At 37.9% G+C, this 12,031-nt stretch carries 16 protein-coding genes; all 16 read left to right on the forward strand.

The features are described from left to right. The first annotated feature begins 9 nt into the window (after positions 1 to 9). Positions 10 to 552, forward strand: a complete 543-nt coding sequence (locus tag N3C60_06910) for a phosphoribosylanthranilate isomerase (protein ID MCX8084628.1) — start codon at positions 10 to 12, stop codon at positions 550 to 552. Further along, positions 549 to 1,724: a tryptophan synthase subunit beta gene (gene trpB / locus N3C60_06915; GenBank protein ID MCX8084629.1), complete on the forward strand. Its 1,176-nt coding sequence runs from the start codon at positions 549 to 551 to the stop codon at positions 1,722 to 1,724. The genes N3C60_06910 and trpB overlap by 4 nt, the downstream gene beginning before the upstream one ends. Beyond that, positions 1,721 to 2,410 (forward strand): tryptophan synthase subunit alpha, encoded by a 690-nt coding sequence (gene trpA, locus N3C60_06920; GenBank protein ID MCX8084630.1) that lies wholly within the window; start codon positions 1,721 to 1,723, stop codon positions 2,408 to 2,410. Before trpB ends, trpA begins: the two co-directional genes overlap by 4 nt. Before the next feature lie 12 nt (positions 2,411 to 2,422). After that, entirely contained in the window at positions 2,423 to 3,067 is a 645-nt protein-coding gene (locus N3C60_06925; GenBank protein MCX8084631.1) for a pseudouridine synthase, read from the forward strand. 94 nt (positions 3,068 to 3,161) lie between these two features. Then, positions 3,162 to 5,564: a flagellin gene (locus tag N3C60_06930; GenBank protein MCX8084632.1), complete on the forward strand. Its 2,403-nt coding sequence runs from the start codon at positions 3,162 to 3,164 to the stop codon at positions 5,562 to 5,564. Between the two features lie 39 nt (positions 5,565 to 5,603). Continuing rightward, entirely contained in the window at positions 5,604 to 5,780 is a 177-nt protein-coding gene (locus tag N3C60_06935; protein ID MCX8084633.1) for a hypothetical protein, read from the forward strand. 94 nt (positions 5,781 to 5,874) lie between these two features. Next, positions 5,875 to 6,117, forward strand: a complete 243-nt coding sequence (locus N3C60_06940) for a hypothetical protein (protein ID MCX8084634.1) — start codon at positions 5,875 to 5,877, stop codon at positions 6,115 to 6,117. Positions 6,118 to 6,203: 86 nt separating this feature from the next. After that, positions 6,204 to 6,566 (forward strand): hypothetical protein, encoded by a 363-nt coding sequence (locus tag N3C60_06945; GenBank protein ID MCX8084635.1) that lies wholly within the window; start codon positions 6,204 to 6,206, stop codon positions 6,564 to 6,566. A gap of 218 nt (positions 6,567 to 6,784) precedes the next feature. Further along, a complete protein-coding gene (locus N3C60_06950) occupies positions 6,785 to 7,138 on the forward strand; it encodes a succinate dehydrogenase (protein ID MCX8084636.1) in 354 nt (117 codons plus the stop codon). Between the two features lie 11 nt (positions 7,139 to 7,149). Next, a complete protein-coding gene (locus tag N3C60_06955; protein ID MCX8084637.1) occupies positions 7,150 to 7,470 on the forward strand; it encodes a succinate dehydrogenase in 321 nt (106 codons plus the stop codon). Positions 7,471 to 7,493: 23 nt separating this feature from the next. After that, positions 7,494 to 9,263 carry a succinate dehydrogenase flavoprotein subunit gene (gene sdhA / locus N3C60_06960; protein ID MCX8084638.1) on the forward strand — a complete coding sequence of 590 codons (1,770 nt, stop codon included), beginning with the start codon at positions 7,494 to 7,496 and terminating at the stop codon, positions 9,261 to 9,263. Between the two features lie 12 nt (positions 9,264 to 9,275). Next, positions 9,276 to 9,992 carry a succinate dehydrogenase iron-sulfur subunit gene (locus N3C60_06965; protein ID MCX8084639.1) on the forward strand — a complete coding sequence of 239 codons (717 nt, stop codon included), beginning with the start codon at positions 9,276 to 9,278 and terminating at the stop codon, positions 9,990 to 9,992. 74 nt (positions 9,993 to 10,066) lie between these two features. Beyond that, on the forward strand, positions 10,067 to 10,237 hold the full coding sequence (locus tag N3C60_06970) for a hypothetical protein (GenBank protein ID MCX8084640.1): 171 nt from the start codon (positions 10,067 to 10,069) through the stop codon (positions 10,235 to 10,237). Between the two features lie 62 nt (positions 10,238 to 10,299). After that, complete coding sequence (locus N3C60_06975) at positions 10,300 to 10,461, forward strand: flagellar basal body-associated FliL family protein (protein MCX8084641.1); 162 nt, start codon at positions 10,300 to 10,302, stop codon at positions 10,459 to 10,461. 240 nt (positions 10,462 to 10,701) lie between these two features. Continuing rightward, positions 10,702 to 11,007, forward strand: coding sequence for a cytochrome c (locus tag N3C60_06980; GenBank protein MCX8084642.1), 306 nt, complete (start codon positions 10,702 to 10,704; stop codon positions 11,005 to 11,007). Positions 11,008 to 11,191: 184 nt separating this feature from the next. Further along, positions 11,192 to 12,031, forward strand: an 840-nt coding sequence (locus N3C60_06985) for a DUF3373 domain-containing protein (protein ID MCX8084643.1), incomplete at its 3' end; no start/stop codon positions are given.

Consider the following 12,031-nt stretch of genomic DNA (forward strand, 5'->3'; position numbering starts at 1 on the left):
GGGTAAAAGATGTTTGTTAAGGTGTGTGGTTTGACGGAGAAAGAACAGGTGGATTGGGCTGTAGATCTTGGATTTTCTGCTATTGGTGTGGTGTTTTATCCTTTTAGCAAAAGGTTTGTTGGGCTTGAAAAAGGGGTAGAATTGGCAGAGTATGCAAAAGGCAGAATAAAAACTGTTGCTGTTGGTATAAGATATGATGAGGTAAAAGCTGTCGAACCTTTTTTTGATTTTATACAGATCGAAGAGTATCTGGAGAAACCTACTTTGATTTTATCCATTGATGATAAGCCCACTAAAGAAAATAGTATGTATATTTTTGATAAGAGTAAAGGGAAAGGTATTTTAAGTGAGATACCAGATTGGTTTTTTGCCATAAGGGATAAGACTATTTTGGCTGGAGGCTTAAATTCAGATAATATCTTAGATATAATTATCAAGTTTGAACCTTTTGGCGTAGATGTTTCCAGCGGTGTGGAGATAGCGCCCGGAAAGAAGGATTGGAGACTTATGGAAGACTTTATAAAAAAGTGTAGTTCTTTGGAGGCGATATGAAGGGTTTTTTTGGTGAGTTTGGAGGTCAGTTTGTGGCGGAGACGCTTATACCTGCCCTTGATCAATTAGAGGAAGCCTTTTTGAGGTTGAAAAATGATGAATACTTTAACAAAGAATTGAATTATCTTTTGCAAAGTTATGCAGGAAGGCCTACTCCTACCTATTTTGCTAAAAATATGTCTAACTTATATGGGTGTAAACTTTATTTAAAAAGGGAGGATCTTTTACATACAGGCGCCCATAAGATAAACAATACTATTGGACAGGGTCTTCTCACAAAATATATTGGTAAGAAAAGGGTGATAGCCGAAACTGGCGCTGGACAGCATGGAGTAGCTACTGCTACTGTTGCTGCACTTTTGGGACTTAAGTGTACCATTTACATGGGAAAGCTCGATGCCCAGAGACAAGAGATAAATGTACGCAGGATGAGGCTTTTGGGGGCTGAAGTAAGAGTGGTGGATGAAGGTAGTAGAACATTGAAAGACGCTGTAAGTGCAGCTTTGAGGGATTGGATAATGAATGTGGACAATACCCATTACATCATCGGTTCGGCTCTGGGGCCACATCCATTTCCTACAATGGTGGCTTATTTCCAGTCGGTGATAGGAAAGGAATCAAGGGGATTTTTTGAGACTAATTCACTTTCTTATCCAGATTATGTGATAGCTTGTGTTGGTGGAGGTAGTAATGCTATCGGTATTTTTAAGGGTTTTCTGGATATAGAAAGGGTTAATCTGATAGGTGTTGAGGCTGGGGGTAGATCCCATAAAATAGGTGACCATGCCATGTCGATAAATGCGGGAGCAAAGGGGATCTTTCAGGGTAGTCTTAGCTATGTTGTTCAGAAAGATGGTGGTCAGATAGCTCCAGTGCATTCTATATCTGCTGGACTTGACTATCCGGGAATTGGGCCAGAGCATGCTTATCTACATTCTATTGGTAGGGTAAAGTATGATTCTGTTACAGATGATGAAGCGATGGAGGGGTTTTATGCTCTTACAAAACATGAGGGTATTCTTCCAGCACTGGAATCAAGTCATGCAGTGGGTTATTTTATCAAGGAACATAAGAAGTTTAAGGATAGCACTGTTCTGGTATTGATTTCAGGTAGAGGGGACAAGGATATGGGGATAGTATCGGAGTACGAAAAAGATAGGGGTATTATATGAAAGGTGCTTATATACTTTATAATTATCCTACTGAAGAGCTTTTTAAAAAAGAGTTCCAGTATCTCTTAGATTCAAAGGTTGATTTCATAGAAGTAGGTCTGCCTTTTAATGATCCAGTGGCAGATGGTCCTGTCATTGCAAGGGCTTCTGATGAAGTAGCTGAGAGGGGGTATTCTCTGGATGAGATAGTTTTGGAAAAGGTGAGTAAAAAGATATATTTTATGACATACTCAAATGTAATTTTTAGCTATGGGTTTAATAGGTTTAGTGAGAGGTTTGGTAATGTTTTAGAGGGAGTGATAGTGGCAGATCTCCCAAATAGGGGCCATACCTTTTTTAAAGAGCATGGGTTTACCATTCCAATAGTGCCTTTTGCCACCCCTGAGTCAAGGGATGAGGATCTAGTTTTACTTGATCAACTATCTGGTGACTTTGTTTATTTTATTGGTATAAGGGGGATTACAGGTGGCAATGTGAATTTTAAAAGTGATGATATCAGGAAAAAATATCAAGAGATAAAGGGGTACACTAAAAAGAAGGTCATCGTGGGTTTTGGTATAAAGAGTAGAGGGGATGTGGATGAGGTTTTAGCTTTTGCTGATGGATTTGTTATTGGGACTGAGATTGTAAAACGACAAGTTAGTTTTGATGAGTTTAAGGGTTATGTCGATTCTATCTATGTTTGAGATTGTATGCATATGAACAATAATTTTTACGATATTGTTTTTGAGGACAATGATATTATAGTCTTGAACAAGATACATGGTGTTTTGGTGATACCTGATAGATACGATGATAAGTTGCCGCACCTAAAGGGTTTGTTGTTGGAACGTTATAAAAAAATATTTGTTGTCCATAGACTTGATTTTGGTACGGGTGGGCTTGTGGTATTTGCTAAAAATGAGTTGGCTCATAGAGATTTATCTATGCAGTTTGAAAAGGGGGAAGTTTATAAGGAGTATTACGCCCTTGTAAAGGGGAGTTTCCCTTATGATGTTACCTGTATGTTACCCATTTCAAAAGTCAACTATCATGGAAGATATAAAATAAATTTCAAAAGTGGAAGAAAAGCAATAACGTCCTTTTTTGTGTTAGAAAAGTTTTCTGATAGATCCTTTTTAAAAGTTGTTCCTTTGACAGGTAGGGCTCACCAGATCAGGGTTCATCTAAGGGCATTGGGGTTTCCACTGCTACAGGATTTTTTATATGGGGAAAGATTAGAAGATAAGAGACTGACATTGCAAGCATATTTCCTTCGTTTTAAACATCCCTCAAAAAGTAGAGAGATCAGTTTTGAAGCACCTTTGAGCCCTTATATGAAAAATTTTTTAAAAAATTGCTAAAGTTGCTTTTTGTTTTTCCGATACTAAGCTCAGGACGCAAGGAAGCGCCTGAAAAATAGAGAAAACCTCTATTGAAAGAATCAAGGAGGATTATATGGCAGTGTCAATTTACAACAACCTTATGTCTTTGAATGCCCAAAGACATATCACCTCTACCAACTCCATGTTGGGGAAGTCTCTTGAGAGGCTGTCTTCAGGCCTCAGGATCAATCATGCATCTGATGATGCTTCTGGTATGGCGATCTCTGAAAAGTTAAGGGGTCAAATCAGTGGTTTGAAAAGGGCTATAATGAATGCCCAAGATGGTATCTCTATGTTACAAACCGCTGAAGGTGCTTTGGAAGAAGTTTCTTCTATGCTTCAAAGAATGAGGGAACTGGCTGTACAGGCAGCAAACGGTACTTATACCTCAAACGACCGTGTGGAACTCCAAAAAGAGGTGGAACAACTCAAAGCAGAAATCAACAGAATCTCTGCTGCTACTGAGTTTAACACCAAGAAATTGTTAAACGGTGATGGTACAGCTCTTTGGTCTTCAAGTAGCAACAAAATAAGCGCCATCATCAGGGGTAATGTAGCTGAAGGTAACTATGAAATTAGTCTTAAGGCAAACAAAATAGGTCAGAATCAAGTATTTAAAACTGATATTATGACCTTGCGAGAAGGTGTTATCGGTGCCGAAATTGTTGGTAACAAGGTCCATTCTGCAGCTGGTGATTTTAACGGTAACGATACTAATGTGGCTTATGTAAAGGATCCTAAAACAATTGCGAGAACTGGTACGGCATATTATACTGTAACAATAGGTACTGCAAATGGTTCAACCTCTTCTTTTGCAACCCTTTCAATGTATCAGCAAGTGGGTTCTGCTTTTGTTTTTTCTTCTGGAGCATCTCTCAATACTCAGGGTAGGTCTGGCTATATAGAATTTGAATTTTTAGCTACAGCAACAACAGCAACAACAACTGCCAAAAACAATGGTGCAAGAGCAAGATTTATAGATGCAAAGACAGGTTTTGTAGGTAATTGGTCATACTTTACATTAGGAGCTGGTAATGATGGTAATGTATCTGCAAGTATGACATTAAGCTACAGTGGTAGTGGTAGTATAGCTTTGAGTGTTTCGTTTGATATCTCCTCAGGTGGAAAGGTGCAGGCTGGGGATAAGGTGCTTTTTGCTATTTCGAGAACAGCTACAGCTGCAGCTTCTGTAGCCATTTCTGGTGGTGGGACAGTGCAGATATCAGGAGGACCCAATAGTATAACAGGGCCAAGAATATTTTTTAATGAAGGAGAACTTACCAAGAAAGATACTGACGGCTTACCAGATTATAATGATGTAACTATAACTTATGTCTCATTGAACCAGCAGAATGGTAATATTGATATTGGCAGTATAACAATGGGCTTCAAAGATATGCCTTCTGGTAATACTGCAACTTATGCTTCTACTGTTGGTGGTGACTTCTTATTTGCTATAAATGGTGCTGGTGAAGCTGCGACTACTACTACTAAACTAAAAGATATAGCAAGGTTTATAGATGCCGATGGTAACAACCTTTTTGACAACAAGCAGGAGCTCACAATTTGGGGTGGTGGTAAAAGTGCTGTTATATACCTTGAGGCGGATGATACCATAGCCGATTTTGAGGAAAAACTCACAAATGCGATAGTTAATCAACTTGGACTTGGATCAGATAATTCCCTTGTAAATTCCCATCTTGTGGATTATATCTCTGACCCATCAGGTACGGGTAATCGTAGTGTGAAGGGTACCTTTATTATTCAAACTGCTCTTGCTGGAGAGCAAGGTGAAATAGCTTTTAGTGGGGATCAGAGGCTTTTGAATGCCCTTTCCCTTGCTGAGATACAGAAATCTGTTAATAACACCACATTGGTTACAGTGAAAAATGCCCACACTGGAGATCTTATAGGCACAGATGAAACAGGTAATGATAGAGTAAATGGTGTTATAAAGGGTATAGAACTTGTGGTTGATTCGAGGGCAAATGTTTCTGCATATTGGGATACAACTAATAATAGTTTGAAATTTAAAGAAAATGACAATGCTTCTACACAGAAGTATTTCCTCCATGTAGTTGATAATGCAACAGATCTTCAGATCGGTCCAAATCAGGGGCAGACATTGTCTGTATCTATTCCACAGCTAGATGTTAAAGGTCTTGGGATCGAAAATGTGTACCTTGTATCCCAGACATTAGCCCAGAGAGCTATACCTGATATTGATAATGCTCTAAGTCAGGTGGTGACCATCAGGGCAACAATAGGTGCCCAGATAAACAGACTTGAACATACCATTGCAAACCTGACAGTGGCTAAGGAGAATATGACTGCCTCTGAATCGAGGATACGTGACCTTGATGTTGCTGAAGAGATGGCTACTTTTACAAGATTCCAGATTCTTGGTCAGTCTGGTATGGCTATGTTGGCACAGGCTAACCAGATTCCACAGATGGCTCTTCAGCTTCTTAAATAGTTTTTAAAAGATATTTAAAAAACTACTATGGAGGATACTATGGCAGCTTTAGTTAAAAAACAAGAACAAAACAATACAGTAGAAAAATCTCAACTAACAAAATTGTATGAGATGCTAAGGGAGATGTTCAATAGCCAATATTACGGAGCTATCGAGATAAAGTTTGAAGCTGGTAAGGTGACCATTGTGAAAAAGACAGAGAGTATAAAACTTTAAGAAGGTCAAAAAAAGTTTTGAAAGGGGGCTTGGCCCCCTTATTTTTTGTTCGAATTTTATTACTGTTATGTTATAATAAAAATAGGAGGTGTATATGGTAAAGATAGAGATTTATTACAATGCAAATATTGACAAAGAAACACCAGAGATAGCTGAAAATATAAAATATAAATTTGGCAAAAATGTCAAAGTAGATCTTTTTGATACAAACGAAGTGCCTGTTCCTGAAAAGTATGGTATTATAAACCCCCCGGCTGCTGTTATAGATGGTAAGAGGATTATAAAGATCGATGGTAGAGATAGTCTTGAAGAGATCGTTACGAAAGTAATTTTTTAAAAATAGCTAAAGTTTTTTAAGTTTTGTCCGAATAGATGAGGGCAGGGAAGCCAAAACTCTACATGGATGTACCGTGAAGGTGCGTCATGGTAAAGATAGAGAGTAAAAGCTTTATTCTGCAGGACATCAAAGGTCCTCAAAAATCAGATAACATTGCACCATCTCCAACGAAGAGTAACACTGATCCTTTTTCGACATCAAAGATTGGTAATTCTGTTTCGGATATCTATTATACTGTGAATAGTCTAAATGCAAGTATTAAAACCCTTGAAAATTATATTGAGAATCTCGAAAAGACTAAGAATGTTACCAGGCAGGAATATGAGAATAAGCTTGTTATCCAAAGGATAGCAGATAATGTAGCAAATCAGATGAGGCTTAGAAGTTCATCAGCCTTGTTAGCACAGGCAAATGTATCCTTAGAAAGGGTGATACTGTTGTTAGAATAGTAATTTTTATTTTATAAAACAAAGTTTCTTTTATGAAAGTATAGTTTTTTTATTGATATATTTGATAGTATGTAGATATAGATTCAATCTGTTCTTACTAATCCAAAAAATATTTTGTATATTGTATACAGAATCGTTGACAAAAAATTTTTTTTTTGTTATTTTTGTCCTAAAAGATTTTTAACAATGTTTGTAAAATAAAATATAAGGGGTGTAAAATGCCAAGAAAAGATTTGGTGACCTATCCCAAAAAGGTATCCTACAGGAAGCATACCGGGATGACGGCATGGCTTCTTCATCGCATTACAGGAGTAATTTTAGGTCTGTATCTTATTCTTCACATTTTTAGCAAAGCAGGTTATGCAGATTGGTTTGGAGCTTTGACGGGTAATGCTTTTGCCAGGATTATTGTGTTGGTGGCTTTTGCTTATCATGCTTTCAATGGTTTTAGGATAGTCTTGATCGACTTTTCAAATGGGGCAGAAAGAGAGGTTTTCTCAAAGCAGTTCATGGTAGTGATACTTCTTACTATAGTAGTCACCATAATTGGTGCTATTCCTTTGTTTTCTTAGGAGGTTAGGTTATGATGAAGGGATATAAATTTAACGGTTCCAGCGATTCTGGACTTTTTGAGTGGCTTTTGCAAAGAATATCTGGTGTTATACTAATAGTGGTTATTGCTATACATTTCTTTTCTATGATAAAATCAGGTCAGTGGGGTCTTAAAAGCATAGTGTTGGGTCCTCTTTTTGCTTTTGGTATTTTCCATACTATGAATGGGTTTAAGATGATCACTGATGATTATGTATCATCAACCATCTGGAGAGCTATAATTCTTGCCGTATACTGGATAGTAGGTGTTACGGCGGCAGTTTTAGCTCTTAAAATCGTATCTGGACTATAAAATTTAAGGAGAGGTAAAAAGTTATGTCTGTAAAAGTAGAATATCATAAGTTTGATGTGGTTGTATTGGGTGCTGGTGGTGCTGGGCTTAATGCAGCTCAGGTGGCATCTCAATATGTCAGCACTGCTGTAATATCAGAGGTTTATCCTACAAGAAGCCACACGATTTCTGCTCAGGGTGGTATCTCTGCAGCATTGGGTAACCTGGAGGAAGATCACTGGATCTGGCACATGTATGATACTGTAAAAGGTAGTGACTACCTTGCGGATCAGGATGCTTGCGAATATATGACAAGATTGGCGCCTCAGTATATAATTGAGCTTGAGCATATTGGTGTGCCTTTTAGTAGGACTCCGGATGGTAAAATAGCCCAGAGACCTTTTGGTGGACATACTGCGGAGTTTGGTAAAAGACCTGTAAAAAGGGCATGTTATGCTGCAGATAGAACTGGGCATGTAATGCTTCAAACCCTTTTTGAAAAAGCTGTTGCCCAAAAGACGCAGTTTTTCAGCGAGTTTTATGCTGTTGAGCTGCTTACTAATGAGGGCGCAGTAAATGGTGTTCTTTGCTGGGACATCAAAAACGGTGGTTTCCATCTTTTCCATGCAAAGGCTGTTGTTTTTGCTACGGGTGGTTGCTGTAGGATCTTCAAAACAAATTCCAATGCTCATATAAATACCGGCGATGGTTTAGCCCTTGCTCTTAGGAAGGGTTTTTCATGGTCTGACGCAGAGTTTATCCAGTTCCATCCGACTGGTATTTATGGCGCAGGTAACCTTATCACTGAAGGTGTCAGAGGTGAAGGTGGTATCCTTTTGAATGCTCAGGGTGAAAGGTTTATGGAAAGATATGCGCCAACCATCAAAGACCTTGCTCCAAGAGATATTGTTTCGAGATCGATGGTAAAAGAGGTACTTGCAGGTCGTGGTGTGGGGCCAAACAAAGATCACGTGTTACTTAAGATAGATCATATAGGTGCTGAGGCAATACATGAGAAACTTCCTGGTATTCATGAGCTTGCTCTTGTGTTTGCAGGTGTGGATTGTACCAAAGAGCCTATCCCTGTTATGCCAACTGCCCATTATCAGAATGGTGGTATACCTACTAACTATCTCACTCAGGTTATCAAGGGCGTAGGACCTAATCCAGAGGAGACTGTGCCTGGGTTCTTTGCTGCTGGTGAAATAGCTTCTGCTTCTGTACATGGTGCTAACAGGCTTGGTACAAATTCACTTCTTGATCTTGTTGTTTTTGGTAGGACAGCTGGTGAGCAGTCTGCAAAATATGCTAAGGAAAATGGTTTTGTACCTCTTGCTGAAAATGCTGGTAAAGAGGGGATAGAGCTACTTCAAAAGTTCTTAAATTCAAATGGTAAAAATACCTTTGGTCCGATGTATAAGAAATTAACAGAGACTATGGAAGCTTATGTCGGCGTGTTTAGAACAGAAGAAACAATGACCACTGCCAAAGGTATTTTAGCTGAATTAAAGCAACAGTTAGAAGATTATAGGGTTAACGATAAATCCACAGTGTATAACCTTGAGCTCATCGAAGCCCTTGAGTTAAATAACATGGTATTGGTATCTCAGGCTCTTACAGAAGCGGCGCTCCTTAGAAAAGAGTCAAGAGGAGGTCATGCTCGTGAGGATTATCCTGAAAGGGATGATGTAAACTTCCATAAGCATACCGAAGTTACACTGGATGGTGATGGGAATATTAAAGTAGATTACAGACCTGTTCGTATGAAGCCTCTCACTGTGGAATCTTTCCCACTTAAACCAAGAGTATATTAAAGGGAGGAAATGATGAGTACAAATAAATTTGTTACTTTTGAAATATTCAGATACGATCCAGAAAAGGATAAAGAACCATACTATCAGACTTATAAGGTGGAAATTAGAAGAAACGGTATGCTTTTGCTCGAGGGTCTTAATCAAGTTAAATGGGAGATAGATCCTACATTGAGTTTCCGAAGATCATGCCGTGAAGGTGTGTGTGGATCTGACGGCCTTAATGTAAATGGTGTGAATATGTTATCCTGCATGACAAAGATAGAGGATTTGGGAACTGATCATATAGTAATTCAGCCACTGCCCGGGATGAAAGTTATAAGAGACTTGGTGACAGATGTAGATGATTTCTTCCAGAAATTTATTACAGTGAAGCCATATCTCATAAGAAAGAGCCCAGCACCTGATAAAGAGTTTTATCAGTCACCAGAAGATAGAAAGCTTTTGGATGGGCTATATGAGTGTATTCTTTGTGGATGCTGTTCCTCTTCATGTCCTTCTTATTGGGTTGATGAAAAGTATTTGGGACCTAATGCGTTTCTTAGAGCTTACAGATATTTGATCGATTCGAGGGACGAAGGTGCAGATGAAAGGCTGCCTATTCTTAATGATAAAAATGGTGTGTGGAGATGCCACACAATTTACAACTGTGTTGAGGCTTGTCCAAAGCAGTTAAACCCAACAAAAGCTATAGTGGGTATAAGAAGGATGCTCCTCGAAAGAGGATATTAATATTCTGCCCCCGAAAGGGGGCTTTTTTTGTTGATTAAAATCAAAGTTTTCTTTAGAATTAATTAGAGGGACCTATGAGGATAGTATTTCAACTGTTGGGTATATTTGCTATAATAGTGTTTATAATTTTTATTATCTATAAAGAGAAGTTTTCTGTGGAATTCAAACCTTATAACAATCCTAAGGTGAAAGTAGATGGAATAGTAATAAATACTTCATCAGGGGATTATAAACTGTTAATCTGAATCTGTATCTTGAGATCAGTGATAAAAAGTCAGCAATAATTGTAGAGGAGGATAGAAAAAGGATTACAGCTATGATATCAGAAGCCCTTTCTGATAGTAAAGATGTGAGGACGAATGCTGGTAAAGAAGAACTCAAGCTTAAGATTAAGAAGACACTAAATAATTATTATGGAAAGGAAATTATAAAGGATGTGTATTTTACATACTTTATGATTTACGACTAATATTTCAGAACTGTATATTGTATACAAAAAACTCTTTACAAATGAAAAAAAATGAATATAATAAGCAAAAAATGAGATAAGAGTTTTTATTCTTTCAGAAGGTGTGTAGAAGATGGAAGATAATTTTTATGTAGATTTTTTGATTGGTTTTTTTTGTTCTGAATATATTATAAAATCCGAATATAGTAATGAAAAAATACATAATAGAAGGCAAGATCTGCCTAAAAAGGAGGTATTATTATGAAAAAAATTTTCTTAGTAGCTTTAATAGCTATTATAGCTGTATCTGTGGCTTTTGCTGCTGGTGATGCAAGGAAAGGTAAGAGAGAATGGAAGGGTGAATGTAGGACTGTTTGTCACGACGGTTCTAAAGCAGGTGTACCTGCACTTAGCCCAACTTCTAAGACCCAGAAGCAGTGGGATGCTCTAAAAGGAAAAATAGATGATTGTGTCAAGAAAAATGGTAAGAAGGCAAATGCTGAAAATATCTTCCAGTATTTGCGTGACCATGCAATGGATTCTGATCAGCCAGAAACATGTGGTTAGAATTTTTAGGGGGCAGGTGTAGCCTGCTCCATGATTTTATTTTTATGAAATTGAAAGGTTTTTTATAAACTATATATTGTTATATTTATATATGACAATTTTTGTTTTGTGTAAAGAAAGGTTTTTGTGCTGGGTTTTAAAGCCCTTTTAAGAGTAGTTTATTAATAAAACTTATGGAGGCATTATGAAAAAGTTAGTGGCACTTTTAGCAGCAGGTCTCCTTTGTGGGACAACATTAGCATCAGCTCAAGATGTAGATCTTTCGGCTCTTAAGGCTCAAATAGCAGAACTGCAAAAAAAGGTGGACGAATTGTCCAAAGACATGGGCAAAGTTCAGCAGCATACTGTGACTGATAAGGTGAGTCTGGGGATTGAGTTTACTACAAGGCTTGATAGTACTCAGTATAAAGATGTAAGAGGTCTTCCAGCTTTTGCAAGTGATATGATGAGTTTATGGTTGGGAAATAGTTTGGCAAGCACTACTGGCGCAGGAAGTGGTAAGTGGGACCAGTTTAATATGATGTCTATGGCTCCTGGGCAAGATGGCTGGAATGATGTTTTTATGCAAAAGTACGGTATGGGACTAATGCAGATGATGAATATAAATCCAATGGATGGGTTGAATGCTACCGAAATGGCTACTATGAATTATTGGACACAATTATTGTCTTCGAGAACGTTATCTCAACAACAATCCAACGCTGTTTATCAAATGTTTAACTCAGTGAAACCTAAAAAATACGATACCAACAATGACTTTATGTTAACCAATAAACTCCGTGTTAGACTAAGTAGTAAAGTAAACGAGAATCTTTCCTTTACTGGTCGTCTGACAATGTATAAGACCTATGGTGATACTACTCCATTCCGTTTCTTCAATGGGACTATGGGAAGTATGAATATGGATTCTAACTCTGCTCAGGTTCCTACGGATGATAACTTACATGTAGAAAGAGCATATTTTGTTTATTCCAATAACATAGGTTCAATACCTTACCATTTCTCTTTCGGTAGAAGACCAGCA

Origin of the sequence: Calditerrivibrio sp. (assembly GCA_026415135.1) — a bacterium.
GTDB lineage: Bacteria > Chrysiogenota > Deferribacteres > Deferribacterales > Calditerrivibrionaceae > Calditerrivibrio.